This window comes from Arthrobacter pascens (assembly GCF_030816475.1).
In the GTDB taxonomy this organism is placed as follows: Bacteria; Actinomycetota; Actinomycetes; order Actinomycetales; family Micrococcaceae; genus Arthrobacter; species Arthrobacter pascens_B.
In genome coordinates this window covers 1,100,723-1,126,136 of sequence record NZ_JAUSXF010000001.1, presented here as the reverse complement: position 1 = coordinate 1,126,136, position 25,414 = coordinate 1,100,723, and the positions used below count along the sequence as shown (strand labels likewise).

The 25,414-nt window shown below is 64.6% G+C and carries 22 protein-coding genes and 1 tRNA gene; 9 read left to right on the top strand and 14 right to left on the bottom strand.

The window, feature by feature from the left end; all coding sequences use genetic code 11:
- Window positions 1-74 precede the first annotated feature (74 nt).
- On the bottom strand, window positions 75-1,061 hold the full coding sequence (locus QFZ40_RS05250; protein WP_306903232.1) for a LysR substrate-binding domain-containing protein: 987 nt from the start codon (window positions 1,059-1,061) through the stop codon (window positions 75-77).
- A 110-nt stretch (window positions 1,062-1,171) separates the two neighbouring features.
- Between QFZ40_RS05250 and QFZ40_RS05245 the strand changes: the two genes are divergently transcribed.
- Together QFZ40_RS05245 and QFZ40_RS05240 are read left to right on the top strand one after the other, a co-directional pair.
- Window positions 1,172-2,455 (top strand): MFS transporter, encoded by a 1,284-nt coding sequence (locus tag QFZ40_RS05245; protein WP_306903231.1) that lies wholly within the window; start codon window positions 1,172-1,174, stop codon window positions 2,453-2,455.
- 117 nt (window positions 2,456-2,572) lie between these two features.
- Window positions 2,573-3,076, top strand: coding sequence for an Lrp/AsnC family transcriptional regulator (locus QFZ40_RS05240; RefSeq protein ID WP_306903230.1), 504 nt, complete (start codon window positions 2,573-2,575; stop codon window positions 3,074-3,076).
- A gap of 85 nt (window positions 3,077-3,161) precedes the next feature.
- Here the strand turns inward: QFZ40_RS05240 and QFZ40_RS05235 are convergent, their stop codons facing one another.
- Window positions 3,162-4,415: an MFS transporter gene (locus QFZ40_RS05235; protein WP_306903229.1), complete on the bottom strand. Its 1,254-nt coding sequence runs from the start codon at window positions 4,413-4,415 to the stop codon at window positions 3,162-3,164.
- Window positions 4,416-4,585: 170 nt separating this feature from the next.
- Between QFZ40_RS05235 and QFZ40_RS05230 the strand changes: the two genes are divergently transcribed.
- Genes QFZ40_RS05230 through zapE form a run of 4 tightly spaced genes read left to right on the top strand, consistent with a single transcriptional unit; the run spans window position 4,586 to window position 7,091 of the window.
- The gene (locus tag QFZ40_RS05230) at window positions 4,586-5,125 is read left to right on the top strand and encodes an Lrp/AsnC family transcriptional regulator (protein ID WP_306906824.1); all 540 of its coding nucleotides are present in this window, start codon (window positions 4,586-4,588) and stop codon (window positions 5,123-5,125) included.
- 9 nt (window positions 5,126-5,134) lie between these two features.
- Complete coding sequence (locus QFZ40_RS05225; RefSeq protein WP_306903228.1) at window positions 5,135-5,560, top strand: DUF1761 domain-containing protein; 426 nt, start codon at window positions 5,135-5,137, stop codon at window positions 5,558-5,560.
- Between the two features lie 43 nt (window positions 5,561-5,603).
- Window positions 5,604-6,599, top strand: coding sequence for a magnesium/cobalt transporter CorA (corA, locus tag QFZ40_RS05220; RefSeq protein WP_306903227.1), 996 nt, complete (start codon window positions 5,604-5,606; stop codon window positions 6,597-6,599).
- Window positions 6,600-6,602: 3 nt separating this feature from the next.
- Window positions 6,603-7,091, top strand: coding sequence for an AFG1/ZapE family ATPase (gene zapE, locus QFZ40_RS05215; RefSeq protein WP_306903226.1), 489 nt, complete (start codon window positions 6,603-6,605; stop codon window positions 7,089-7,091).
- A gap of 22 nt (window positions 7,092-7,113) precedes the next feature.
- On the opposite strand, the gene QFZ40_RS05210 is transcribed toward zapE, so the two are convergent.
- The 6 genes from QFZ40_RS05210 to galU all read right to left on the bottom strand — a co-directional run bounded on the left by QFZ40_RS05210 (window position 7,114) and on the right by galU (window position 13,513).
- Window positions 7,114-8,709, bottom strand: coding sequence for an ABC-F family ATP-binding cassette domain-containing protein (locus tag QFZ40_RS05210; protein WP_306903225.1), 1,596 nt, complete (start codon window positions 8,707-8,709; stop codon window positions 7,114-7,116).
- Window positions 8,710-8,854: 145 nt separating this feature from the next.
- Complete coding sequence (locus QFZ40_RS05205; RefSeq protein ID WP_306903224.1) at window positions 8,855-10,636, bottom strand: molybdopterin-dependent oxidoreductase; 1,782 nt, start codon at window positions 10,634-10,636, stop codon at window positions 8,855-8,857.
- Window positions 10,637-10,780: 144 nt separating this feature from the next.
- Window positions 10,781-10,853: transfer RNA gene (locus tag QFZ40_RS05200), tRNA-Ala, on the bottom strand.
- 123 nt (window positions 10,854-10,976) lie between these two features.
- The gene (locus tag QFZ40_RS05195; protein WP_306903223.1) at window positions 10,977-11,900 is read right to left on the bottom strand and encodes a hypothetical protein; all 924 of its coding nucleotides are present in this window, start codon (window positions 11,898-11,900) and stop codon (window positions 10,977-10,979) included.
- A gap of 72 nt (window positions 11,901-11,972) precedes the next feature.
- Complete coding sequence (locus QFZ40_RS05190; protein WP_306903222.1) at window positions 11,973-12,602, bottom strand: GNAT family N-acetyltransferase; 630 nt, start codon at window positions 12,600-12,602, stop codon at window positions 11,973-11,975.
- Window positions 12,603-12,607: 5 nt separating this feature from the next.
- Window positions 12,608-13,513, bottom strand: a complete 906-nt coding sequence (gene galU, locus QFZ40_RS05185; RefSeq protein ID WP_306903221.1) for a UTP--glucose-1-phosphate uridylyltransferase GalU — start codon at window positions 13,511-13,513, stop codon at window positions 12,608-12,610.
- 124 nt (window positions 13,514-13,637) lie between these two features.
- On the opposite strand from galU, the gene QFZ40_RS05180 reads away from it, so the two are divergent.
- The 3 genes from QFZ40_RS05180 (at window position 13,638) to cpaB (ending at window position 15,532) form a co-directional block, all read left to right on the top strand.
- Entirely contained in the window at window positions 13,638-14,285 is a 648-nt protein-coding gene (locus QFZ40_RS05180; RefSeq protein WP_306903220.1) for a 5-formyltetrahydrofolate cyclo-ligase, read from the top strand.
- 96 nt (window positions 14,286-14,381) lie between these two features.
- On the top strand, window positions 14,382-14,657 hold the full coding sequence (locus tag QFZ40_RS05175; RefSeq protein WP_306903219.1) for an FmdB family zinc ribbon protein: 276 nt from the start codon (window positions 14,382-14,384) through the stop codon (window positions 14,655-14,657).
- A 110-nt stretch (window positions 14,658-14,767) separates the two neighbouring features.
- Entirely contained in the window at window positions 14,768-15,532 is a 765-nt protein-coding gene (gene cpaB / locus QFZ40_RS05170; RefSeq protein WP_306903218.1) for a Flp pilus assembly protein CpaB, read from the top strand.
- Window positions 15,533-15,578: 46 nt separating this feature from the next.
- On the opposite strand, the gene QFZ40_RS05165 is transcribed toward cpaB, so the two are convergent.
- The 6 genes from QFZ40_RS05165 to QFZ40_RS05140 form a co-directional block, all read right to left on the bottom strand.
- Window positions 15,579-19,775, bottom strand: coding sequence for a DUF4011 domain-containing protein (locus QFZ40_RS05165; protein WP_306903217.1), 4,197 nt, complete (start codon window positions 19,773-19,775; stop codon window positions 15,579-15,581).
- A 126-nt stretch (window positions 19,776-19,901) separates the two neighbouring features.
- The gene (gene guaA, locus QFZ40_RS05160; RefSeq protein WP_306903216.1) at window positions 19,902-21,491 is read right to left on the bottom strand and encodes a glutamine-hydrolyzing GMP synthase; all 1,590 of its coding nucleotides are present in this window, start codon (window positions 21,489-21,491) and stop codon (window positions 19,902-19,904) included.
- Window positions 21,492-21,580: 89 nt separating this feature from the next.
- Window positions 21,581-22,135 (bottom strand): DUF3817 domain-containing protein, encoded by a 555-nt coding sequence (locus QFZ40_RS05155; RefSeq protein ID WP_306903215.1) that lies wholly within the window; start codon window positions 22,133-22,135, stop codon window positions 21,581-21,583.
- Window positions 22,132-23,025: an SURF1 family protein gene (locus tag QFZ40_RS05150; RefSeq protein ID WP_306903214.1), complete on the bottom strand. Its 894-nt coding sequence runs from the start codon at window positions 23,023-23,025 to the stop codon at window positions 22,132-22,134. The genes QFZ40_RS05155 and QFZ40_RS05150 overlap by 4 nt, the downstream gene beginning before the upstream one ends.
- A gap of 77 nt (window positions 23,026-23,102) precedes the next feature.
- On the bottom strand, window positions 23,103-23,591 hold the full coding sequence (locus tag QFZ40_RS05145; RefSeq protein WP_306903213.1) for a PTS sugar transporter subunit IIA: 489 nt from the start codon (window positions 23,589-23,591) through the stop codon (window positions 23,103-23,105).
- A 45-nt stretch (window positions 23,592-23,636) separates the two neighbouring features.
- Complete coding sequence (locus QFZ40_RS05140) at window positions 23,637-25,376, bottom strand: glycerol-3-phosphate dehydrogenase/oxidase (protein WP_306903212.1); 1,740 nt, start codon at window positions 25,374-25,376, stop codon at window positions 23,637-23,639.
- Window positions 25,377-25,414: the final 38 nt, after the last annotated feature.

Below are 25,414 nucleotides of genomic sequence, written 5' to 3'. Positions count from 1 at the left end.
CACAAGCCTACTGATGCGCAGCCGGAATCCCGCCTCGCAGAACAGCGCGTCCGTCGTGTTTCAGGGTGCGGATTTCAGTGGCTGCGTGAACGCGCCGCGACGAGTCCGGCCAGCAGCCGGGGGCCCTCGAGCAGAACCATCTCCCGGAAGAGCCGGACAGGATCTGGTTCTGCATCCGGTCCCGGCTTGCGCCGGCGCCAGGCCAGCCCAATCTCCCGGTAGGCAAGGCCGGATTCGAGCGGGAGTTCGGTCCATCCAAGGTTTCCCGTCTCCGCGCTGACATGCCGCCCCGGCCCGTGCCCTCCGGGCGGCAGGATGCTGACCCCCAGCCCTGCCGAGACCAGCCCGCGGACGGTGTGGGAGTCCTGGCTTTCAAAGCCAATCCGCGGCCTGAATCCCGCTTCGCGGAAGAGCGCGTCCGTCAGCGACCGCAAGCCGTAGCCGGGACCCATCGCCACAAAGGGGTCCCTCCGGATGTCCTGGAGCCGGGCACTGCTCCGTCCCGCCAACGCGTGCTCGTGGTGCACCACCAACCGCAGGGGTTCGCGATAGAGGGATGCCGACGAGAGGCTGCTGCCGGCCGCTGAAACCGGGGCGGTGAGGGCCAGGTCCGCCTGACCCGAAGCCAGTTCAGCGAGGCAGTCGTCCCGTGCTCCCTGGCTGAGCGTGAATGCTGCCTCAGGGTGGCGGCTCCGGAAGGCACTGATGAGCAAGGGCAACGTGGCCTCGCCAAACGTGTGCTGGAAGGATATAGAGATCTTCCCCCGCACCACGTCCGACTCATGCCTGACCAGGTCCAGCCCGGCCTGGAGTTCAGTCAATGCCGACTCGATATACGGCAGCAGCGTCCTGGCGGCTTGGGTCAGGCGCACGCCCCTTCCGTCCCGGATCAGAAGTTCCGTTCCGACGGCGGCGCTGGCGCGGGCCAGCGCCCTGCTCACCGTCGACTGCGGCACTCCCAGCAGTTCCGCCGTTTCCGTGACGTGCTGCGTGCGGCCCAGTTCCGCGAGCACGGGAAGTAACGGCAGCAGCTGTACCAGTTGCTTGTAATCGGCGTCCATGTGCCTCCCCTTCCGGTGCCATGCCCCACGACTTAACATTCAACATTTGCTATCAATGACCATCAAAAGATGCATTGGAAGCATATATCCAATGAGCTTACGCTGGTGCCATGCCCATCACCCCTTCAGAGCCCGGAAGCCGGTCCGCCATCCCCCACGCCTGGAACGGGCACCCGAAGGACTCCGCGGCCTACCGGAAAATTCTGGCGGGGCTCATCTTTGCGGGGGTGGCAACCTTTGCCCAGCTGTACTCCACTCAGGCGGTGCTCCCGATCATGGCTGCCGACCTGCAGGTCACGGCAGCCGAAGCCGCTCTGACCATTTCACTGGCTACGGTGGGCCTGGCCATCACTGTCATCCCCTGGTCATTCCTGGCCGACCGGATAGGCCGGATCAAAGCCATGACCATGGGAATTTCAGCCGCCACCATCCTTGGCCTCCTGGTGCCGCTTGCCCCGAGCTTTGGCGTCCTGCTGTCCCTGAGGCTGCTGGAAGGAATGGCACTAGGCGGAATCCCGGCGATAGCCATCGCCTACCTCAATGAGGAAGTAAACAAGGCTCATGCAGCACTGGCGGCCGGAAGCTACGTCGCCGGCACCACACTGGGCGGCCTGGCGGGGCGACTGGTGGCAGGCCCGGCAGGTGAGCTGTGGGGCTGGCGGGCCGCCGCCCTCGCGGTTTCCGTGCTGGCGACCATTGCCGCAGTCCTTTTCCTGCTGCTGATACCCAAGGCAAGGGGATTCACCCCGGCGGGGGCAGCCGGACTGCGAGGTGCTGTCAGGACACTCGCAGGCCACCTGCGTGCCCCCAGGCTCCTGGCGCTCTACGTTCAGGCTTTCCTGCTAATGGGCGGATTTGTGGCTGTTTACAACTACCTTGGCTTCCGCCTGTCCGGTGAACCTTTCAGTCTGCCCGCCACAGCAATCAGCCTGATCTTCCTTGCCTACCTTTCCGGCACCGTTTCCTCCCGGTGGGCGGCAGGGCTTACCCAGCGCTACGGCCGGAGGAATGTCCTGCTGGCGGGGGTACTCCTGATGATTGCGGGGCTGGCCCTGACCCTTGTCCCGCTGCTGGCGCTCATCCTCACCGGACTTCTGGTTTTCACCGCGGGCTTCTTCGCGGCCCACAGCATCGGTGCCGGCTGGACGGGGAGCATTGCCACCACCGGACGGGCCCAGGCCGCTTCGCTGTACAACCTGGCGTACTACCTCGGATCAAGCGTTATCGGCTGGGCCGGCGGCCTGGTCTTCCAGTTCCTGGGCTGGACGGCCCTGGCCCTCACCGTGACTGTGCTGGCCGGCCTGACAGCGGTGACTATCGCCGTCGTCCATCCCCGGGCGGAAGAGACGGCTCCGGCCGGGAGCGTCCAAAAGCCGCAGCAGACCGCTGCCTGAACTATCCGTTGTGAAGGCCGTCTCCTTCCGGTGATTATTCGGGCGAAGCGGGATCCGCCGGGTGATCGGCCGGAATCGCGAGTCTAGGATGAACTTAGAACACTATGAGGAGATTCCATGAGCAGCAATGCGAAGAACATCCGGGCCGGGGCACACCTCGAACCCCTGGACGCCATTGATGAACGGCTGCTGGCAGCACTCGTCGACGACGCGCGGATCTCCAACAAGCAGCTGGCAGAACTGGTCGGCATCGCTCCGTCAACGGCCCTGATGCGGACCCGTGCACTGTCCGAACGCGGCATTGTCCAGGGTTTTGAAGCCAAGCTCAGCCTTTCAGCGATCGGAAGGTCGGTCCAGGCGCTGGTCGCGGTGCGGCTCAGGGCCCATGACAGGGACCAGATCGACCGCTTCACGGCGCGGGTTCCGCACCTGCCGGCCGTCCTCTCCACGTTCCACACCTCAGGCTCGGTCGATTACCTCCTGCATATCGCCGTCGCCAGCACCGAGGATCTGCGGGACTGGGTGCTGGACAACCTCGCCACCGACCCCGTTGTGGGCCACACTGAGACAACCCTCGTCTTCGACCACATCCAGGGAAACCACGGCCCCCTGCCCGAGTAGGTCTGCCCGCGTAGGTCTGCCCGCGTAGGTCTGCCCGGGTAGGTCCGCCGGCGTAGGTCCGTGAGCGAGGCACAACCCAGGTGTCTTACCCGCAGAGGTTGGGACGCGGCAGCAAAGCGGCACGCAGAGTCACGGCGGCGAGAACCAGGGCTGAGGCGCCGCACAGAACGGCGAAAACAGCCACCGATGACTGCAGCCCAAACACCGCGGCCGCCCAGCCCAGCCCGATCACCGGCCCGGCACTGCCCAGGTAGGTAATGACGTACACGGCGCTGATGGTCTGCGCGTGGCCGGACGGCGAAACCATGCCGGCCATGTCATTGAAGACTGTGCGGAACGAGATCCCCTGGCCCAGGCCGGCGGAAATGCTGGCGATGACCAGGAGCAGCGGACTGCGCCACCCTGCTGCCGCGGCCAGGAGCAGCACGGACACGGCCAGGACGGCCAGGCCCGCCGGAACCAGATAGCGGCCCCGTACGGTCAACAGCTGGCTCAGGGCCGAGGCCCCCAGCGTCAGGCCGGCAAGCGCGCCGATCAAGGGACGTGAATCGGTCCCCAGAATCCCGGCAAAGTAGGCGGGAGCCAGGGAAAGGCAGAACCCAAAGACGGAAAAACTGAGGAAGCCGACGGCGGACGCCAGCCAGAACGCGCCCCTGGCCTCGGTGGACACCGATGGACGTCGCGGCGCCAGCGCTTTCAGCGGCCGGGCTCCGGCAGGAGGTTTGATAGCAGGGCGTGCCCGGAGCAGGTACAGCGGCACCAGCATCGCCGCCAGGACCGCTGAATGCACATAGTAGGGCGCTGTAGTCGGGCCCGGAAGCAGCGACAGCAGTCCGCCGATGAAGGGGCCGGCCGCCACGCCGCCGGCCGAGGCAAGCAAAGTGAACCGGGTCGCCCACTCGGGGCGTGAGGGGAGCAATTCGCGGAGCGCGGCTGCACTTGCACCGGTTGCCAGCGCGACCGCGATGCCCTGCAGGGCCCGGCCGGCGGAGAGGGTGGCCAGGTTTCCCGCCTGCGCGAAAACTGCTCCTCCGGCCAGCCCCGCCATCACTGCGAGAATGAGCGCAGCCCTCCGGCCGATGTGGTCGGACCAGTGACCGGCCACCATCAGTGTTATGACGAGCGCCAGGACGTAGCTGGCGAAGGCTGCGGTGACCCCGAGCGGGGAAAGTCCGAGGTTAGCCTGGAGCAGGGGATACAAGGGCGTCGCCAGATTTGCCCCCACCAGCAAGGTGAAAATGACAGAGCCCGCCATGACCAGACGTGCCGTGTTCGATGCATCCCACCCGGTCGGTGCTGTTGCCAGCGGACGCATGCGGAGCTCACTGAAGACTGTCATTCACAGTGCCTTTGCCTTGGCCAGGGCAGGCTGTCCTTATGGGACGCCGCCAGGGACGGAAAACTGATGCTTCAACCATGGGCCAAGGTTGCCTGATCGAGCCGTTTTTCATGGAAAGATTGAGCAAAATCATCAACATTCCTTCCATCTAATAAGTGAAAGTGACAGTTTTGGATAATCTCGACAGCACTGACCTGAAAATCCTGCTGGAACTTGTCCGCGATCCCCGGGTCCAGATCACCGAGCTCAGCGAGTCCCTGGGGATCGCGCGGAACACGGCGCAGTCGAGGATGCGCCGCATGCTCCGCACCGGTGTCCTGCACGACGGCGGCCGGGAGATCGACCTGGAAGCGGTGGGCTACGACGTCGTCGCCTTCGTAACGATCGAGGTGACACACCGCGACCTGGACGGGGTGGTGGGTTCACTGCGGCTCCTGCCCCAGGTCCTTGAGGTGCACGAGATCTCTGGCCGGGGCGACGTGTGGTGTCGCGTGGTGGCCACCGATACGCACAACCTGCAGGCTGCGCTGCGGCAGATCCTCAGGATCAAAGGCGTCATCCGGACCGAAACCGTCCTGGCTCTTCACACGCACATTCCGTACCGGACAGAGCCCCTGATAAGCCGGCTGGCGGACCTCGGAGAGCAGCAGCCACCACGGCCCCACGAACAGCAGGCCCGGCGCCAGGGCGCCCCCAGACGAAGCGACTAGGATTCGAGCATGGACTGGCTCTCATATATTTCGCAGATCAACTGGCTCGCGGTGCTGCTGGCGTTCATCGCCAACATGGCCATCGGTTTCCTCTGGTACATGCCCGCCGTGCTCGGCAAGCGGTGGATGGCCGCCATCGGCAAGACGGAAGAAGACCTCAAGAAGATCGGCGGCGGGGCGGGGATCTGGCTCCCGATGATGCTGACTGCCGCCCTCACCTCCATCCTGCTGGCGGTACTCATCAGCAAGCTAGGGCTGGACAATGCCTTGGCCGGCGGCTGGTTCGCGCTTGTCCTGGCGCTGGTCTTCCGTGCAGGCGGCCACGTGATCCACAACGGCTTCGCAGGGCGCCCGGCGGCCGTCACGCTCATCGATTCCGGGCACGATGTGGTTGCCATGACCGCGGCCGGCGTCATCATCGGAGCGATGTCCTGAGAACTCAGGCCCCGGCCGCGGTCCGGATGGAGGTTGACCGCCTGTGACCATCATCGACAACGCCGTCTACGTCGACGGTGTCCGCAGCGCCGAACCGCAAAGCCTTGAGCAGACGTTCGAGATCCTTGCCGAAAACGGAGGCATGGCCTGGATCGGGCTCTACCGGCCCACCAAAGCAGAAATGACAGCCGTTGCCACCGAATTCGGGCTCCACGCGCTGGCCGTTGAGGATGCCATATCCGCACATCAGCGTCCCAAGCTGGAACGCTATGACGACAACCTCTTCACCGTCCTCCGGCCGGCGCGGTACCTCGACGACACCGAAACCGTCGAGTTCGGGGAACTCCACGTGTTTACGGGCAGGAACTTTGTTGTCACTGTCAGGCACGCCGAAATGGTGGGGGTTGCCCGGGTCCGGCGCCGGCTTGAGTCCCGCCCCGACCTCCTGCGGCACGGTCCCGAAGCTGTCCTCTACGCTCTCCTGGACCGTGTGGTGGACGATTACGCGCCGGTGGTGGCCGGGCTTGAAAACGACATTGACGAGATTGAAGACCAGCTGTTCGGCGGGGAAACTACTGTGTCGCGTCGCATCTACGAACTGGCCCGCGAGGTCATCCAGTTCCAGCGCGCCATCCATCCCTTGCCGGATATGATGCTGCAGCTCAAGAGGGGATTCGAAAAGTACGGCGTGGAAACCGAACTGCGGCACAGCCTGCGGGACGTGGAGGATCACGTGGAGCGGGTCATCTCCCGCGCAGACTCGTTCCGCGACCTGCTGCAGAACGCCCTGACCCTTGACGGGACCCTCACAGCCAACCGGCAGAACGAAGCCAGCGCTGTGCAGAATGAGCAGGTCAAGAAGATCTCCTCATGGGCGGCGATTTTCTTCGCTCCGTCCTTCGTGGCGGGCGTTTACGGAATGAACTTTGACCATATGCCCGAACTTCACTGGGCCCTTGGCTACCCCATGGCCATCCTCCTGATGGCCGGCACGGCAGCGCTGATGTACGGCATCTTCAAAAGGAAAGGCTGGCTGTAGGACATGGACGGCGGAACCGACGCCGCGGCAAAGCCTTCCTTCGCGAAGGGACGCATCATCACGCCCGGCACCGACCATCAGCTGGGCGCTTACGGACTGTTTCCGCCGTCGCCCGTGCAGCGGCGCACGCTGATGCCCGCCACACTGAAGCTCACCGCCAAGAACGCGGAACCCGATCTACTGTGGATCAGCTTCGGCGAGCTTTGTACCGGCTGGGCATCAGCGGCAGACTATGAAGTCCTGGCACGCCGGCACCGGACGTGGGTCATCGACGGCGTTCCCCAGCAGGAGGGGGACCCGTCACCTCAGCAGTCATCCGTGTGGGACAGTTTCAGCACACTCGTGGAAATTCTGTACGCCCACGACGTCACGGTTTTCCTGGTGGGGACGGGATTGTCCGCGGACCTGGCACGGGCAGCCGGCCGGATTGCCTTGCTGGAGATCGATGAATCCGCGGATATCCCGGCGGTTGACCAAGGCTCCGGAAGCTAGTACCTGCCTGACGCGGAATGGCTCAAGCGGCCTGCATCTCGACGTTACCCTGCCCCGAAGCTTCCCCCCGGAACACCAACCGGCGGTTCGCGATCTTGTCCGTGAAGAAACGGTCGTGGCTGACCACCACCACGGCTCCCGGAAAATGCAGCAGGGCACGCTCCATGACCTGGGTGCTGGACAGGTCGAGGTGGTTGGTGGGCTCGTCAAGGAGAAGAACCGAGGCTCCGGAGAGCAGGCACTGCGCCATGGCGACGCGCGCACGCTGGCCGCCCGACAGGCTGCCGATTCTCTGCTTGAGGTCTGCCTCGGAGAACTGGAACATGGCGAGGAACCTGTTCACTGATTTCTTCGTGGCGGTCAGCGCCAGGCTGTCCGGCATGGCGTTGACCGCGTGGGTGACGGTGTCGTCGTCGTCAAGTTCTTCAAGAACCTGGTTGTAGGAGACGATGCCTGCCCCCTTGGACCAGGTGACGGATCCTGAATCTGCAGGATCCTCCCCCGTAAGGACCCGGAGCAGGGTGGTCTTACCGCTGCCATTGGCTCCCAGGACCGCGATCCGGTGGCCGCGCCCGATCTCGAAGCTCAGGCCGCTGAACAGCGTCCTCCCGCTATATGCCTTACTGAGCGAGTCCACCCGGCACAGCACGTCCTTAACGTACAAGCCGCCGTAGATTTCGGTGATGATCGTGTCCACCGGCCGGGGCGCGCGTGACTTCTTGATCTTGGCCAGCTGGCCCGCCAGGCCCTTGCTGGCGGCCTTGGCGGCCTCGCGGCGGTCGGAGATTCCCTCGGCTTCGAACGCCAGCAGCTCGGACTCATGGACAAACTGGCTCGCCAGGCTCTTGAGCCTGAACTGCTTTGCCACGACGTACTCAGCGAAGTTACCCGGATATTCGTGCAGGTGGAAGTTCTCCACTTCAACAATCCGAGTGACCACGGAGTCCAGGAACTTCCGGTCATGCGAGACGATGATGGCGGCGCCCTTGAAGGTCCGGAACCAGCCCTCGAGCCATTCCACGCCCGCTACGTCCAAGAAATTGGTGGGCTCGTCAAGCAACAGCACATCAGGGGCTTCGACCAGGATTTTAGCCAGTGCGGCGCGGTTCCGCCAGCCGCCGGACAACTCATCTATGGGGCAGGCACGGTGGGCCTCGCTGAAGCCCAGGGTGGTTAGCACCTTATCGATGGTGCGGCCGTAGTCCCAGCCATCCAGCCGGTCCATGTCCTCAAAAAGCCCGGATTGGCGGTGGATCAGCTGGTCGAGCTGCGCGGCGTCGCCAGAATCGGCGGCTATGGTTGCGTCGATCGCGGCCAGTTCAGACTCGATGGCCTTGACATGGGCGAACAGGCCGTCGAGGACCTGGGCAATGCTGGACTCCCCGTTCAATTCCGAGAACTGGGAAAAATAGGCCGTTTTGATCCCCTGATCAAGGACGACGCTGCCGGTGTCGGGCGCCACCTGTCCGAGAACAAGCTTGAGGATAGTTGATTTGCCGGAACCGTTCTTGCCGATGAGGCCTACCCGGTCTCCTTGTTCCAGCCGGAGGAAGGCTTCACGCAGGACGGGTGTTTTGTCGAAGCCGACGCTGACGTCGTTCAGCCGGATCAAACTCATTGATTCTGTCCAATCCAGGGGTGGTTGAGGCCGGAAAGCACCGCCCGTATCAGACTGATGTTTTTCTAGAGCTAAGGGATTCGAACCCTGACTAATTCGATGCGAACTCGAATCAAGCCAGATAACACTCTCTCACGAAAATGGATCAGATCGATTGCCGGTACCCGAAGAACTCGTGGTCGTTGTTATACCCGCCAAGGCCACCGCCGACGTCGGCGAAATCCGCCACGAATTCGATTCCTTGTATCCACTTGACCATCTTGAAACCCAACTCGGTTTCGTTCCGGAGGCGCAGCGGGGCCCCGTGCCCGAAGGACACGGGCGCATCATTCATGTCGTAGGCGAGCATCGTCAGGTGATAACTCATCTGCTCGATGGGTTGCGCGTCGTAATAGAGACCGCCCTCGGGCCCGAGAGCGAAGGAGTAGAAGATCACCCATTTCGCGTCCGAAGCGGGCCGGACAGTGTCGAGGATCGTCTGCATGCTGACCCCGCCCCATTTTGCGACTCCGGACCAGCCCTGGATGCAAAAATGCTGCGTGATCTGCTCGTGATGTGGCAGGGCCCGCAGCTGGTCGAGGCTCAGCTCCACGGGGTTTTCGACGAGGCCGTTGATGACCACCTTGTAGTGGTCGAAATTGCCCGCTTGGAGCTGTTTGTACCCGGCGGTGTCGGGATATTTCCCGTTGTGCCAGAAATACGGGGAGATGTCCTTGTCGGTGTATTGACCGGGGTTGGAATCGATGTGCTCGAACAGCCGCTGTGCGGGCCCGACCAAGGCAAATCCGACCTTCTGCACGACGCGCGGGTGCCGGTAGGTCAACGGCGTCGCTGCAATCCAGGCAACTATGACGATGACCATCGAGGCGAAGAAGACACAGAATCCGGTCCACGATTCGGCGTCTTGCGCGGCGTACATGTGATTGAGGTTCCGGAGGGCCCCGGTGGTTATGACGAGGGCGACGTGGACGACGACGAAGAGCACGAACCAGCAAAGGACCAGGAAGTGCACAGAGCGGGCAAACTGGATGCTGAACAAGGAGCTGATCCGCCGGAAGCGCGTCGACAGCGCCGGAGACATTCCTAGGCCTGTCATCAGGGCCAGCGGGGCGGCGATGAATACGGTGATGAAGTAGGCGAGCAGTTGCAGGCTGTTGTAGTTGCTCCAGCCGCTCTCCGCTGGCCAATCCAAGGATAAGTACTGGATAGCGACGGAAACAGCGTTCGGGAGGACGTCCCAATGCAGCGGAACAAGGCGCATCCACTGCCCGGTAGTGAACAGCAGGACGAAGAACACGATGCCATTGGCGAGCCACAGGGTATCGATCCCAAGGTGCCACCATCGGGCAAGCCCAATGGAGTGCCGTCTGCCCGGCAGTCCGACCCCGTCCGGCAGGGTGATCGAGTCCTCCTTGGCCGTGTAGAGCGGATCGGAAGGAACGGGTTTCTGAATCCGGAACCAGTCCTTCCCCGGGGTGGAGTGCCTGCTCCAGTAAAGCCGTGGGTGGTCGGTGAGGATCGTGAGGCCGGAGCGGATCACGAAAATCATGAAGAACAGGTTCAGGAAGTGCTGCCAACCGAGCCACTCGGGGAATCCGACGGGTGCATCGCGGGGCAGTTCGGACACGCCCGGGTAGGTGTGCATGAAGTCCTGCACAGCCGGCAGTCCCCGCATGCCCTTTGCGACGGCTACACCAACCATAAGCAGGAGAAGTCCGATCGGGATCAGCCACAGCAGATTGAACCACTTGGTCTGACCGATCCGGATCCGCGGTGCGACCCCGTACTGTGCAGGGATGCCCCCGGCCCAGTCCTCATCGACCACGGTGTACCGGCGCCCGTCGAGTTCCGACCGGAGGCTCGCCCGTGGTCCTTCCGCGCCGGCGCCGCCGGCGGGAAGCGCTCGATCTTCTGACGAAGGGCCCATATAGCGAAGTCTAAGCGCCCAGCACGTCGAGGCCTGACGTTCCCGGTACTACCAGCCCAGATAAAGAAAACACCCCGGTCCGAAGACCGGGGTGTTAGGGATGACTGGACTCACCTGTGAAGGATGTACCGACTCACCACATTGTGGAGCTAAGGGGATTCGAACCCCTGACCTCTTCGATGCGAACGAAGCGCTCTACCAACTGAGCTATAGCCCCGGAACAGCGCCTCCCGAAGGAACTGCGGGCGGGAACTGCGGGCGCCGGTGACCCTAGGCTACAAATTTTCCGGCCACATTACCAACCGACACCGATTTACCCCTTTGTTGCCCGATGAACGGCTTATGCACGGCGCCGCTGCAGCACATCGTCCAGATTGCTGAGGGCGCTCTGGGCCTTGGTCAGGGGCCTGGCTGCAGGAGCTGCCGGCGGAGCGGCTGCGGATCCCTGCTTGAGTGACGGCTTTCCCTGGGCCTTGGGAGCCTCGGGCAGGTCCAGCGGCTCCGGGGCGGGACGTTCGGCCTTTGCGGCCTCGACGTATACGGGTTTGGGCACGTCCACTGGCTCCCATGTGTCAGTAGGTACGGGCTCGGCGGCTATCCTCACGCTCGTATCCCCGGCTTCCAGGGCAACCGCCAGGGCGGCCTCCCGGAGTTCCATGGCGGTCAGCCGCTTGGGCTTGGCCTGGTGGGCCTCGGCGTCGAACAGTTGGCTGTCCGGGAGGGCTTGAGCCGCCGCCGGCCGGTCCGCACGCGTGGAGGGAGAATCCTGGCGACGGGGAGCGGCGCTCATCGCGGCGCTGAAGGCTGCATTGACCCTGGCCTTGCGGTCGCGGACAGCCAGCCGCCTGAGCAGCACGACCACCGCCAAGGTCACTGCCACGCAAGACACCGGCAAAAGCGGCGTGCCCAGCCTGAACAACAGGAGCACTCCGGACACAAAGGCGGTCAACAATGCCGCGACGGCGACCAGTGCGATGCCCGTCCTGCCGTACCGGATCCGGAACCTGCCCGTAGTGGAGGCAGTGCCAGAGTCCAGTGTGGCTTCGGGGATCTTCCTGATGTCCATGGGTTTCTCCTGCTGGGCGGTCATGTTCATTACCGTCCCGGCTCTCGGGTCCGATGATTCAGTGGCTGGTGCGTCGGCCGGAAACTCTGCTGCAGCCTGGAACTGCCTGCGGTTCCGGAGGACATACGGGGCGACCCACACAATCCAAAGCACGACGGCAACCACAAGGATCACTGAGCTGCTAAGAGGGAAGTCCACAATCAAAACCGTATGAGCATTAGCCTGGTGGCTGCCGCATTAGCTGCGGTGTGTCGCCGGCAAGGTGACAAATCAGTCGGCCTCATACCCACGCGACGCCAGCCACCGCGGCAGCAGCCCGTCCGGAACTTCTTCGGATGTCAGGGCAAATGTACGGTGGTCTGCCCATTCCCCGTTGATGTGCAGGAACCGGGGCCTGTACCCCTCGTCCCGGAAGCCCAGTTTTTCGACAACCCGCAGGCTGGGACCGTTCTCGGGGCGGATGTTGATTTCCATCCGGTGCAGGCCAAGGGTCTGGAAGCAATGGTCAGTGGCCATGGCGACGGCGGTGGGAGCGATACCGTGGCCGGCCCTGGCCTGGTCCACCCAGTAGCCCAGCGTTGCCATGAGCGCCGATCCCCACACGATTGAGGAGACGGTGAGTTGCCCGACGATCACCGGGGACCGATAACCGGGGGTGCGTTCTGTAATCAGGAACGGTAGCGCTGTTCCCTGGGCAGCCTGGATGTTGAGCGAGCGGACCATGTTCCGGTAGTCAGGAAGACCTCCGCCGGGGATCGGGTTGGACGCCTCCCAAGGTGCAAGCCATTGGCTGTTGCGAGCCCTGACCTGGGTCCATTCCTTCTTGTCCCGGTACCGGATGGGACGCAGGATGAGGTCACCGCATTCCAGGGTTACTGGCCAAATGGGACCGGCGCGCACGGGCTTTAGTTTGACAGGCCGGCGGCGAAGCCCGGCAGCCACGCACGCAGACCCGGCCCCAGGTCATCGCTGTCGATGGCCAGCTGGACGCAGGCCTTGAGGTAGCTAAGCTTGTCGCCGGTGTCGTAGCGCCGCCCGCGGAAGATTACGCCGTAGACGCCGTAGCCTTCGCTATCTCCGGCTGCCAGTTCCTGCAGTGCATCCGTCAGCTGGATTTCGCCGCCGCGGCCGGGGCCGGTGCGTTCCAGGACCTCAAAGACCGCCGGGTGCAGCACATAGCGGCCGATCACGGCGAGATTCGAAGGTGCCTCGTCCACTTCCGGCTTCTCCACAAGCTTGTTAATCCGGACGAAGCCCTCGCCGTCGATTTCCTGGATATCTGCGCAACCGTAGGCGCTGATTTGGTTCGGTTCCACCTCGATGAGTGCCACCACGGATCCGCCCGTTTTCGCCTGGACCTCGATCATGGTGCTGAGCAGTTCGTCACGGGGGTCGATCAGGTCGTCACCGAGGAGGACAGCAAACGGTTCATTACCCACGTGCTGCTTGGCCCGCAGTACCGCATGGCCAAGGCCGTTTGGGTCGCCCTGCCGGACGTAGTGGATATCGCCGAGGTTGCTGGCAGCCTGGATGGACTCGAGTTTGGCCGTGTCTCCCTTGGCGGCCAGCGTGGCTTCCAGGGCCGGAACCCGGTCAAAATGGTCTTCCAGCGCCCGCTTGTTGCGCCCCGTGATCATCAGTACGTCGTTGAGGCCCACCTTGACTGCTTCTTCGACGACATATTGGATCGCCGGCTTGTCCACCACGGGCAGCATTTCCTTGGGCATGGCCTTCGTGGCAGGCAGGAATCTGGTGCCGAGCCCCGCAGCGGGAATGACGGCCTTGCGTACTGTCTGGTTAGCGGTGCTCACCGGACTAATCTAACGGAGGGAAGATTCATTCAGTAATTTACTGGCGCAGCGGCGGCGGCCGGGCGGCCAGGCCAGGCAGGTAAACATCGGAACATCCGGCGGGGAGCCGGGCGGAGGAGCGGCAATGTCCGGGGACAGCACAGCGGCAAAGGACGGCATCCGATCACTCCACCGCGAAAAGCGCGCGGCCATGGATGCCCGTCAGCGCGAGGAGGCCGGTGCGGCGTTTGCCGTCCATGGCGTGGAATGGGCCGAAAAAATCGCCGGCGGAACTCCGGCCACGTTCTGCCTGTACCTGGGCGTAGGCTTCGAGCCGCCCACCGCTCCCCTCATGGCCGCCCTGCAGGCCCGCGGCCACCGCATCCTGCTCCCGGTCTGCGAACCTGGCCGGCGCCTGAGCTGGGTCCGCTGGACTCCCGAATCGGAATTCGTGCGGAGCCGTTACGCGCCCATCCTGGAACCCGCAGGCACGCGCCATGGATTGGAAATCATCGCTGAGGTGACGGCCCTCTTCATTCCCGCGACCGCTTTGGACCGCAGCGGAAATCGCATCGGCCAGGGCGGCGGATACTATGACGTCTTCCTCGGTTCACTGGCCGCCAGCAGGCCTGATATGCCGTTCGCGGCGATCATCTACGACCATGAACTGCTGCCCGCCGGAAGCCTTCCCGCGGAGGACTTCGACCGGAAGGTGCCGGCGGCCCTGACGCCGTCGGGGCTTATTGCCCTGGGGAGGGCCTCCGGACAGACAACGACGGCGGGGCCGGGATGATAGAATTGGCACTCAGGCCCTGAGACTGCTAATGGACGGAAAGTTTCCACCACCGGCAGCCCGGGACCTCTCGTTTGTCCCAGAGGAGGAGCACCAGTGCCAACGTATGCATATGCCTGCAAGGATTGCGGCCATGCCTTTGACATCGTCCAGGCGTTTACGGACAGTACTCTGACGTCCTGCCCGGAATGCCAGGGGACCCTGCGCAAAAAGTTCAACAGCGTGGGCGTTGTTTTCAAGGGCTCCGGCTTCTACCGGACCGACTCCCGCGATGCCAAGGGAAGCACTGTCACTCCGGCGCCGGCAACGGCTGCTGCTGCCGCGCCCGCACCCGCCTCCCCTGCGCCTGCCGCGGCGGCCGCAGCAAGCTAACCCCGTCCCCACCAAGCCGCCGCAGGGGCGTCCGACGCCGGCGGCCTGGTTGTCCACATAGGCGTTCCTGCCGCTGTTGCCGTTTGGCCTGCCGGACATAGCGTGGGCGCATGCCCGCAGCCCTCTTTCGTACCAGCCTGAAAAACGCCACATCCCGGCGATCGGGGCGCCGCCCCCTAGCGCCGCCTGCAGCCGGCCGGAGGCGGCGCCAACGGCTGGCGGGGTGGCTGGGCCGGAACCGCCGCCTCGCTGCTGCATTGCTGCTCTGCTTGGCCGCTGGTATCACGGTCCACCAGCTCACCCCGCCGCCTGCCTATACCATGACCGTATTTGCCGCAGCCCGGGACCTTCCGGCCGGCAGTTCCCTGGCCGTCCAGGATCTGCAGGAGACACATATCCCGCCGGACCTCATGGCTGACGGAGCCGTACGCAACGGCAGCGAGGCCGCAGGAAAACAACTGGCTGCGCCGCTGCGCAAGGGCCAACTGGTGACGGACGCGCAGTTGCTGGGACCCGGACTGTTGGCCGGCACTCCCCCGGGATCAGCGGCCGTGCCACTGAGGATGGCCGATCCGTCGTCCATCCAGCTGGTATCGCCCGGACAGCTTGTCAACGTGGTACTGACCCGAGCGAACACCCATGACCAGCAATCCCCTTCCGAGATACTGGCCTCGGCGGTTCCCGTGCTCTGGACCTCCGGGCAGGGCGGCAAGACCGGACAATGGCTCGGCACCGGCGAGACCGATGGGCTGATCGTGGTGGCAGCCAGCCCCGGGCAGGCAGCCCGGCTCGCAGGTGCCTCGACCCAGGGAAAGCTGTTCTTTGTCCTCGTCGGGCCTCAGACTGCGGAGGCGGCGGGCCGGTCCGGCGGCTAGGTCAGCTGCTGGCAGACCGCTCCCGATCCCTTAGCCCCTGTACCGTCTAGCCCCAGTGAGGCGGTTTCTGTTCCTTCAGCCAGGCATCGTGATCGTCGTCAGGGCCGTCGCCCCAGCGTCGCGGGTCATCCTCGGATGCCTTGTTGGGAAGAATGCCCGGCGCAGCCGCTCGGGCCCCGCCCGGTGCGTCACCCGGCTCTTCGCCGCGAGCCGGTTCCTTGTTGGTGTTGCCCGGTGTCACGACCGCCTCCTCTTCACTGTCCAGGTTTTCTTCACTGTTCGGGTTTTCTACACTGCCCAGGCTGTCCGCCCGGTCTTCGATGCTGTATTGCCGGGCCCGACCGTTGCCCGGTCCGCTCTCCGGCCCGTTGCCCTGCCCGGGCCCGCGTTGGGGTGTCCGCTCCCCCACGCCGTCGCTGTCGAGGGTCAGGGAGTCCACATCATCCTCGAAGAAGCTGGCTGAGGCCCCGGCCCGTCCGGGCAGCACCACCTTTTCAAGGCCCAGGTAACCGGCAATCCTGTCCGCGCAGGCAGATGGGTCGGTAAAGACTTCAATGGTCCACAACGGCATGTACCGCCAGCCCAGGCGCTCCAGAAGCTGCGGCCGGAGGCGGCTCCGCTCCCGCACGCTCATGTTGCGGTACTGCTCAGTACCGTCTGATTCTATCGCCACCGGCCTGGGAATTTCAGCGTCGTCCTGGCCCATGGTGGTCAACGGGTCGGCGGCAGCCACAACGTCAATGACGCCGTCGTACTGGTGCCACACACGGGCGCCGCGGGCCCGCAGCCTGTCGCCCAGATCGGCCACCAGCGGATCCGCTCCCAGAGCCTGCTCGCTGGCCGCGGCCCGGGACGCCGGTGTGCCAAGGTTGGTGTTGCCTGAAATCTCGCGGTCCAGCAGCTCGTAGAAGTCAACGGCGCCGTGTGCCAGGCGGGTGTGGTCCAGGTCTTCAGGCCGGAAGCAGGTCAGAATGTGCAGGGACCTCCTGGCGCGGGACATTGCCAGCGCGAATTTCTCCCGGCCGCCCTCGGCGGAGAGCGGGCCGAAGTTATGCAGGGCCCTTCCGTGCGGGGTGCGGCCGAAGCCGGGTGAAAATATCACATGGTCGCGGACCAGTCCCTGGGCGCGTTCCAGGTCGACTACGCGGAACGACTCGGGTCCGGCGCTGAAGAATCCGGAAAGGCCCGGATAATTGGGCAGCTGCAGCCGGATGGACTCACCGATCCTGGCCGCATGCCGCAGGCTTGCCGTCACCACCGCCAGCGAGGTCCGGGGACGCATCCTGGCGTGCTCGAACACCAGCTGCACCACCCGGTTGACCTCGGCCGCCACCGATTCCACACCTTCATGGTCGGCACTCGGCAGCCCGGTCCCGTCCGGCAGGTACTCAACCAGCAGCGCCCTGTCGAGCCCGGTTGCTGACTGGCCTTCCGGCAGGCGACGGAGGCCGCCGTCGTAAAAACTCTTGCTGAGCTGAAGGACCAGGTCCTCGTCCACCGCCCGGTAGACGAAATTCAGCCGCCAGACGGGCAGCACCTCCGAAAGCGCCGAGAAGGCGCTCTTCACGCGCTGGTGTCCCGGTTCCCCGGGCGCCAGCCGCTCTACGCCGACGGTGAAGGTCCGCGGGCTGGCGATCCTTGCGTCGCCAAAGGCTATGACCTGGTTGGCGCGCGCAATGGACGGCAGCACGGCCTGGAGTGAGGTTGCTTCAGCGTCCAGGACAACGACGGCGTCAAAGCGCTGCTGCGCCGGGAGGAGTCCCGTCATGAGATAGGGGCTCACGGACCACACCGGGACGAGCATGGGCACCAGCTCCGGCGCCTGCGCTGTCAGTGCGGCAAGCGAAACCCTGCCGTCCTTGAGCAAACTGCGCAGGAGGTCGGCCTGGCGCGGGTGCTGGCCGATGGCTGCCCGCCACCTTCCCGACAGGTCCCACCGCAGGCGGGCGGCCCCGCTGGCGATGTGGGCGTTGTCCGCCAGCCGGTATTCGGCCTCCAGCTGCCGAAGGGCCTCACCGTCGGACATCGCAAGATAATCGTCGCCGCTGATCATCGCTTCGAGAGCCGACTGCCACCATGCCAGTTCAAGCTCGGCAGCCACCGATTCTGCCGGCACCTCACGCTCGGCAAGGTCGGCCAGCAGCTCCCCCAGCCCGTGCTCGCGCATGTTCTCCACCAGCAATGTGCGTTCCGGCAACGTCTTGAGCGTGTGAGTATCCCCCACCAGCCGTCCAAGCCGGTCCATCAGTTCCCGGTAAGGAGCGGTGGCCAGCGAGCCGCCCTTTGCGGTGTGCTGCAAGGCAGCCCCCAGCTGGGCCAGTTCCCGGTCAAGGGAGCGGTACATGACGTTCATCTCCGCGAGCCCGGAGGGGACGGCGGGATGGCGCTGTGTCGTTGCGTAGCCCGACCACAAGGCGCGCTGCTCCTGCACGAGCACGAGCGAGCTGTGGAGGTCCGCGATGTGGACTCCGGGGCGGACGTATTCCTTGGCCACACGGCGCAGGCGGGACCTTTGCATGGAGGCCATGTCGATGTTGCGTTCCCGGCGCCAGGCCGAGGATGCCGTTGCGGAAATCAGATCGTGGACGGGGCGGTCAAAGATATCCGGGGTGAACTTGTCGAGGCTTTCCCGGACGGCCATCAGCAGCTCAAGCTGCGCGCCCCACTCCGCAAACGATGAACCCAGACGGATCTCAGCGTGCTCCGCGACGTCGTTCATCCGGTCCCTCAGCACTGGCAAATTCGTCGCGACGGAGCGGGCCAGCTGCTGGGCCTCCTCTGTCTCCTTGCGGGTCAGCAGCCTGGCCCCGTGCCAGGGGCTCGTGGTGGAGGCACGGCTGAAGCTGCCGAGCTCAGCGGCGCGGCGCAGCCTGCCGGCAAGCTCATCGCGGTCCCGGATGCTGTCCAGCACACTCCGTTTGAGCCGGACGGTCGTGGCCGGAGCGGGCTGGATGGAGGTGAGCTCGGCGAGCGACTGCATGGCCTGGTAGGGCGAGCATCCCCAGCGCTGGCGGACGTTGTGGAGGGAAGCGACATGGTCCATCAGCGCGTGCCGGTGTTCCGTCAGCGTCTTGTGGAGGTTCCCCAGCTGGGGCTCGAGTGATTTTTCGTTCCGGACAATCGCCCGTACCAGCTGCGCCTTCAGCTGCTGCGGGGTGGCGTTTCCGGACAGCTGGAACAGGATGGATTCAAGGCCGAGGGCTTCAAGCTGGCCCGCGACCTCGTTCAGGCTGGCCCGGCGGTCGCCCACCACCAGCACCGATTTACCCGCATCCACCAAGGCTCCGATGGCGTTGATGGCCGTCTGCGTCTGGCCGGTCCCGGGCGGGCTGCTGACCACCAGGGAATCCCCCGCGCGGGCGGCATCGATGACATACTGCTGGTCGGCGTCCGCGTCGAGCAGGAGCAGTTCGTCGTCGGGGTGCCGTTTGTCAACGCTCGGGAAGCGGGAGGGGTCCGGCTCCTCGATGTCAACAACATCACCGTTGGACGCTTTGGCCAGGGCGGAGACCAGCGGATTCCCCTCGTTGATCCAAGGGTCATCGAGGTTACCGGAGAGATCAGCAAAGGTTGAGACCAGCAGGTTATGCTCAGCTTCCGCCCCGTGGATGGGCCGGATCAGCATGCCGAGCCTGTCCAGGACTGGCTGGGGGTCGAACCTGGCCGTGCTGTACGCCAGCCGGGTGACCGCATTCACGTCAAACACGATGCCGTGGATGTTTTTCAGGTGCCGGACCAGTGCCGGATTGATGTGCGCCTGCTCGGTGAGCTGCAGTTCGTAGTCGTCCTCGCCCGGGCGGACCGTGAGCGAAATCGCGGTGAGCATCACCGGCGCGGAAATCCGCTGGGGCTTGCCGCCGACGGCGGACGTCCACACCACCGTGCCCGCCGAGAGGTACCCCGCGTCGATGCCGCGGTCATTTCCGAGCTCGAAGATTTTGGAGCGGATGTTCCGGCATGCCCGGGCGGCAACCACGTACTGCTGCTGGTCACGGATCAAAGTTGAGAGCCGGGTGCGGCGGCCGGCCATCAGCTGTGCGAGGCCGGACGGATGGGCATGGGTCAGGTCGATGGAACCTTCAGGGGTCTTGGTGAAACGCAGCATGGTGTCCGCCCCGGTGACGGGCTTAAGCCCGGACAGCCATTTCCTGAACTCCTCGGAGCCCTCCGGGTGGCCTTGACCAAATGACACTACTGCCTTCTTTTCTGCGCTTGCGCGTGACACCCTGGACCATACCGGCATACTTTCGAGCGTAGCCGGAAAGAAGCCCCAGTGAGAGACCGCAACACTGGATCATGCCAAATTGCGGAGGATTACAACAGATAAAGCAGTGGCCGGTCTCCGCCCGGAGACCGGCCACTCAGGCTGCTATTCCCACTCGATGGTTCCCGGCGGCTTGCTGGTGATGTCCAGGACCACCCGGTTCACGCCCTCCACCTCGTTAGTGATCCGGTTGGAGATACGCGCCAGGAGATCGTACGGAAGCCGCGACCAGTCCGCTGTCATGGCGTCCTCTGAAGAGACGGGCCGGAGCACGATCGGGTGCCCGTAGGTGCGTCCGTCGCCCTGCACGCCCACGCTGCGCACATCGGCGAGCAGGACCACCGGCATCTGCCATACCTCATTGTCCAGCCCGGCAGCAGTCAGCTCCGCACGGGCAATGGCATCAGCCTTACGGAGCAGGTCAAGGCGTTCCTTGGTGACCTCACCCACGATGCGGATTCCCAGGCCGGGGCCGGGGAACGGCTGGCGGCCTACGATTTCCTGCGGCAGGCCCAGCTGTGCGCCGACTGCCCGGACCTCATCCTTGAAGAGCGCACGGAGCGGTTCAACGAGCTCGAACTGAAGGTCTTCGGGAAGGCCGCCCACATTGTGGTGGCTCTTGATGTTCGCCGCTCCCTCGCCGCCGCCGGACTCGACGACGTCCGGGTACAAGGTGCCCTGGACGAGGAACTTGATCTTCTCGCCGTGGGCCGCGGCCTCGGCGATGATGGCGAGTTCGGCTTCCTCAAAGGCCCGGATGAATTCGCGGCCAATGATCTTGCGCTTGGTTTCCGGATCACTGACCCCGGCCAGCGCGGCCTGGAAGCGCTCCTGCTCGTTGGCAACGTACAGCTTGACGCCGGTGGCGGCAACGAAGTCACGCTCCACCTGCTCGGCTTCGCCTTCGCGCAGCAGCCCATGGTCCACGAAGACGCACGTCAGCTGGTCCCCGACCGCGCGCTGGACGAGCGCTGCGGCGACTGCCGAGTCCACGCCGCCGGACAGGCCGCAGATGACCCGGGCGTCTCCGATCTGCTGGCGGATCCGGTCAACCTGCTCCTCGAGGATGTTCCCGGTGGTCCAGTTCGGCTCCAGCCTGGCGCCCTTGAAGAGGAAGTTCTCCAGGACCTGCTGACCGTAGGCGGAGTGCTTGACCTCGGGGTGCCACTGCACGCCGTACAGGCCCTTTTCCTCGTTGGCGAACGCAGCAACTTCAGCGCCGGCCGTCGTCGCAAGCACTTCAAAGCCCTCCGGCGCCTCATGGACGGAGTCGCCGTGGCTCATCCACGTGTTCTGGTGCTGCGGCATCCCCTCCAGCACGGAGCGGCCCTCACCGAGGACGGTGGTCTCGGTGGCGCCGTACTCCCGCAGGCCTGTCTTGTCCACTTTCCCGCCCAGCGCATTGGCCATGGCCTGGAAGCCGTAGCAGATGCCAAAGACGGGGACACCCGCTTCGAAAAGATCGGCGCCGACGGCGGGGGCGCCTTCGGCGTAGACGCTGGCTGGTCCGCCGGAAAGGATGATCGCGGCAGGGTTCTTGGCCAGAAGCTGCTCGGTGGTGAAGGTATGCGGAACCACTTCCGAATACACATTCGCTTCCCGGACGCGGCGGGCAATCAGCTGCGCGTACTGGGCACCGTAGTCAACAACCAGCACCGGCTTCTGGGAAGTCTGGGATGCAGTGGGAGTAGTCACCGTCCAAGCCTACTTTGCGGCGTCACCCCGCCGCACCTTGAGGCGCCTGCTGTGACGGATCGAACGCCGCGTCCCGGTTGGCGGCCGGCTCAGTACCGCTGGGGTGCCTGCGGGTTTGCTGCCAGCTCGGCTTCGACGTCGGCGTGGAACTTCTTCTCGACAATGAAGGACAGGAACGGGACGACACCGCCCAGTGCCAGCAGGATGAGCTTGGCAAAGGGCCAGCGCATCAGCGACCACAGGCGGAAGTCGGACATCAGGTACACCACATACATCCAGCCGTGGATGATCAGTACCGTCACCGAAAGGTTCACTCCGCCGGTCACGCCCAGCGGTTCGGCGGCAGCGAATCCCAGGCCGAACGGCTGGCCCGTCTCGGCGTTTGTACCGCCGGCAAACAGGTACTGGCCGAACCCGTAGCGCACCACAAGCTCGGCGCAGAGCAGCAGCAGCATCGTTCCGGTGAGGTACGCCATCACCTTGTAGAACTTCAGCGCCGAACGGATCTGTGCCGCGGTTCCCCCGAAGCGGCGTTTCCTGGCGGCTTTTCCAGGGGCCTTTCCCGGGCCGGAGCTGTTGGGGCCGGCGCCCTGGCCGTTTCCGTCCGACGGCTGCGCCTGCATGGCCGGTTTAGGTTCAATCATGGCTGTACCTTTTGTTGGTTCTGATCGGAAGAGGGGTGGGTCTGGATGTTTGCTTGCTCGCCGGCGTTCCCGTCGTCGGCCTCCCCGCCAGGCTCCTCGCCATAGGCATAGTCCAGGCTGTCTTCGAGTTCGCGGCGATAGTCGTCCTTGACCAGTCGCCACCAGATGAAGACGGCGAACCCGGCGAAGACAATCCACTCCACGGAGTAGAAGAGGTTGAGCCAGTTGATCTGCTGGGTGGCCGGCTGCGGGCCGATGTTCAGGGGCTTGAGCGGGCCGGCGGCCGCGGCCGCGCCGACGTCAGCACCATTGGCCACTTCAGAAGAGGCGGCGATGAACCCGGGGTAGCTGCTCACGCCCCAGTCGTTGATGAGTTCCGCGACGGAGACGGCCGTTGCGTATCCGGGGCCGGGGTCGGTGGCCGGAACGGGAGACTCTGACGGCAGCAGCCGTCCGGTCAGTTCCAGAGTGCCCGACGGCGGCGGTGCGGCATCCGCCGGATCGGCCAGCCAGCCGCGGGCTACCGGGATCCAGGTCTGTGGAGTGGCCGCGGTTCCGGTGAGGACAGGCGCTCCGGTAACGGCGAAGGCAGTAACCACCCAGTAGCCGGATTTGCCGTCGTGCAGCCGCCCGGCGACCAGGACCTGCTTGCCCGGATCATAGGATCCTTGAGCGGTCACCATCTGGTCCGCTACCGAGCCGTGGAAGAAATCGCCCGGCTGGAGCGTGTCGGTGAGCGCCTTGACTTTCTCAGTACTGGGGTTGACGGGAATTTCCGGTTGCGTGGACCGCCCGAACTGCCATTGGCTGAGCAGGACGAACACCCCGGAAAGGGCCAGCGCGAAGATCAGGCCTGCGATCCATCGGGGCTTAAGGGCTGTTTTCCACACGTCTTAACCGTACTTCGTTCCGCTGTAGAACAACTAAATGGGGAGCCCTTGGCCGGACCAGGTTAAGGGCAAGGCTCTCAGTGGTCGAAGAACACCAGGCTGGAATTGATGAGTTCGGCGATCACTTCGGCGTCGTAGGCCCGCCGCAGCGACTCCCGGAAAGACTCCTTGGACAGTGAGCGTGCCAGCGTTGCCAGGACCTCCAGATGGTCTGAGAACGAGCTGGCGGGTGTGGCGATCAGAAGGATGACGTTGGCCGGTCCGTCGGCAGCGCCGAAATCCAGCGCATGGCCGTACTTGGTAATGCCGACGGCGATGGATGTCCGGGACACGAATTCGCTGCGGGCATGCGGGAGGCCGATTCCGCCCGGGAGTCCGGTGGCGAGCTGGTGCTCCCGCGAATTCACGTGCTCCAGGAACCCCGGCAGGTCCGTGATACGTCCGGCGGCAAAGAGGCGTTCCGCCAGCTGTGATGCCGCGTCAGCCTTGTCCGATGCCTCAAGCTCCAGGAGCACCATCGCAGGGGTGGTGAGCTCGGCGTCGTACCGGTCAAGTGGTTCCGCCAAGGCGTGTCCCTTCAGTGAGGCAAAAGTGTTTGGTCCTTGAGCCCCTCAGCGCAACGGAACGATATCTTCCACACCCAGGCGGGCAGCGTCAGCGGACACATCGTCCGGCTGCTGCTGGCTCAGCCGTTCGGCTTCGACTCGTGCAATGTAATGCTTAATCTCGCTCTCGCGCTGCGCATCACTCCAGCCAAGGACTTCACCCATCAGTTTAGCGACTACCGGAACCGCGGAGACACCACGGTCCCACGCCTCGATGGAAATCCGGGTTCTCCGGGTCAGGACGTCATGGACATGCCGGGCGCCCTCGTGCGTGGCCGCGTAAACAGCCTCGGCCTGCAGGTAGTCGTCGGCGCCGGGCAGCGGTTCGGCGAGGGCGGGATCATTCCCGATGATGGCCAGCACCTCCGGCAGCATTGAGCCGTAGCGGTTGAGCAGGTGCTCCACCCGGGCAACGTGGACGCCGGCTTCCTCAGCTGTCCGGTTCCGGCGGTTCCAGGCTGCCTTGAAGCCGTTGGCCCCGAGCAGGGGGATGGTTTCCGTGCAGCTCGGCGGGACCCGCTCGTCCATGGTGCGGGTTGCCTCGTCGACGGCATCCCTGGCCATGACCCGGTACGTCGTCCATTTTCCGCCTGCCACCACCACCAGGCCGGGCACCGGGTGGGCCACGACGTGTTCACGTGACAACTTTGCCGTGGAATCATTCTCTCCGGCCAGCAGTGGACGGAGGCCAGCGTAGACGCCTTCGACATCCTCCCTGGTCAAAGGCCGCTTCAGCACCTTGTTGACGTGCTCCAGGATGTAGTCGATGTCCTTGCTGGACGCCGCAGGATGGGCCTTGTCCAGGTTCCAGTCGGTGTCAGTGGTGCCGATGATCCAATGCCGCCCCCAGGGGATGACGAACAGCACCGACTTCTCCGTCCGCAGGATCAGCCCAACGGTGGACTGGAAGCGGTCACGGGGCACCACAAGGTGGATGCCCTTGGAGGCCCGCACCTTCAGCTGGCCGCGGTCCGTCACCATGGCCTGAGTCTCGTCGGTCCAGACACCGGTGGCATTGATGACCTGCTTGGCGCGGATGTTGAACCGGGAACCATCTTCATGGTTGACCACCTTCGCGCCCACCACGCGTTCTCCCTCGCGCAGAAAATCCACCACGGACATCTGGTTCACGGCATGGGCACCGTAGTAGGCCGCCGTACGGATGAGGTTGGCCACATATTTGGCGTCATCCACCTGGCCGTCGTAGTACCTGATGGAACCGACGAAGGCCCCGTCCTTCAGGCTGGGCGCGGCGCGAAGGGTACCCCGGCGCGTCAGGTGCTTGTGGAAAGGCACCCCGCGGCTGTGGCCGCCGGTGACGGACATCGCGTCGTACAGGGCGATCCCGGCGCCCACATAGGGCCGCTCCAGGAAGGGCCTGGTCAGGGGATACAGGAAAGGCACCGGCCGGGCGAGGTGCGGGGCGAGCACAGTCAGGATCAGGCCACGCTCGCGCAGGGCCTCCTTGACCAGGGCAAAGTCAAGCATCTCCAGGTAGCGCAGGCCGCCGTGGATGAGTTTGGATGACCGCGAGGACGTGCCCGCCGCCCAGTCATTGGCTTCCACGATCCCTACGCTCAGGCCACGGGTGACAGCGTCCAGGGCCGTGCCCGTGCCCACGATCCCGCCACCCACGATGAGGATGTCCAGTTCCCGGCCGGGCTCGGAGGTGGCCCTGAGCCGTTCAATCGATGCTTCCCTGGCCTCAGGGCCGAGGGCTCCATGGTTGTTTGGAACACTCTTCATCGAACGCCTCCATTGCCGCGGGCCGGTAGTAAACCAGA